The sequence below is a fragment of the Amycolatopsis sp. NPDC003676 genome (assembly GCF_053587275.1).
Genome location: NZ_JBSFNS010000300.1, coordinates 1 through 1,380 on the forward strand (window position 1 = coordinate 1; position 1,380 = coordinate 1,380).

The window sequence follows — 1,380 nt, forward strand, 5'->3', positions numbered from 1 at the left end:
CCGTGTTCACGGCGACGCTGATCATCTCCAACATCTGTGCCACCAAGGGCGTCGAATTCTTCGCCGACAAATCGGTGATGCTCGGCCCGCTGCAGATCCTGCCGATCGCGACCGACGGCGCCTTCTTCCTGTTCCCCCTCGCCTACATCCTCGGTGACGTGCTCAGCGAGGTGTACGGCTTCCGTGCCACCCGCCACGCCATCTACACCGGTTTCGGCGCGCTGCTGCTCACCGTCGCGTGCTTCGCGATCGCGATCCGGCTGCCCGCCGCCGGCTTCTACGAGAACCAGGAAGCGTTCCGCACGGTCCTCGGCACCACCCCGCAGCTCGTGCTCGCCGGCCTGGCCGGTTACTTCGTCGGTCAGCTGCTGAACTCGGCCACCCTGGTGATGATCAAGGAACGCACCAAGGAAAAGCACCTGTGGGCGCGGCTGCTCGGCTCCACGGTGATCGGCGAGTTCGCCGACACGCTGATCTTCTGCTCGATCGCCGCCACCGCCATCGGCATCGACAGCTGGCAGTCGTTCGTCAACTACGTGATCGTCGGCTTCCTGTGGAAGACGCTGGTCGAGATCCTCGTCATGCCGATCACCTACCGCGTGATCGCGATCCTCAAGAAGACCGAACCGACCTACGCTCCGGCGAAGGTCGACGCCCTGCACGACTAGGCGGCAGGCGGCGGATCGGTCTCCGGTCCGCCGCTACGCCCCCGGCGCCTTGATCCGGCCCTGCCACTGGCCCAGGAATTCGGTCTTGAACTCGTCGAAATAGCCGCCCTCGATGCTGGCGCGGATGCGGTCGACCAGCCGCACGGTGAACCGCTCGTTGTGGATCGTGCAGAGCGTCGCCGAGAGCATCTCCTTGGCCTTGAACAGGTGATGCAGGTAGGCGCGGGTGTAGTGGGCGCAGGTGTAGCAGTCGCAGTTCTCGTCGATCGGGGTGAAATCGCGGCGGAAGCGGCTGGTGTTGATGTTGAACCGGCCCTGGTCGACGTAGATCGCCGCGTTGCGCGCCACCCGCGACGGGTTCACGCAGTCGAAGGTGTCGGCGCCGTTCTCGATGGCGACGAACATGTCCTCGGGTTCGCTGATGCCGAGCATGTGCCGCGGCTTGTGCTCGGGCAGCTCGTCACAGCACCAGCCGACGATGGTGCCGAGATTGTGCTTCTCCAGCGCGCCGCCGATGCCGTAGCCGTCGAATTCCGTTCCGCCCGCCCCGCGGATCTCCTCGAGCTCGCGACAGGCCTTGCGGCGCAGGTCTTCGTACTGCGCGCCCTGGATCACCGCGAACAGCGCCTGATAGGGCCGGTGCCCGCGCTCGCCGGTGAGCTTCTCGTGCTCATCGATGCAGCGCTGGGCCCACTCGTGCGTGCGCTGGAGC

2 protein-coding genes are annotated in these 1,380 nt (G+C 65.9%); one reads left to right on the forward strand and one right to left on the reverse strand.

Features of this window, described 5'->3' with window-relative positions; genetic code table 11:
• A partial coding sequence (locus tag ACWDNU_RS45850) for a queuosine precursor transporter (protein ID WP_449673450.1) occupies positions 1-668 on the forward strand: 668 nt, incomplete at its 5' end.
• 33 nt (positions 669-701) lie between these two features.
• Here ACWDNU_RS45850 and ACWDNU_RS45855 read toward each other — a convergent pair.
• Positions 702-1,380 (reverse strand): tRNA-guanine transglycosylase (locus ACWDNU_RS45855; protein WP_449673451.1); only part of this gene is annotated, 679 nt, incomplete at its 5' end.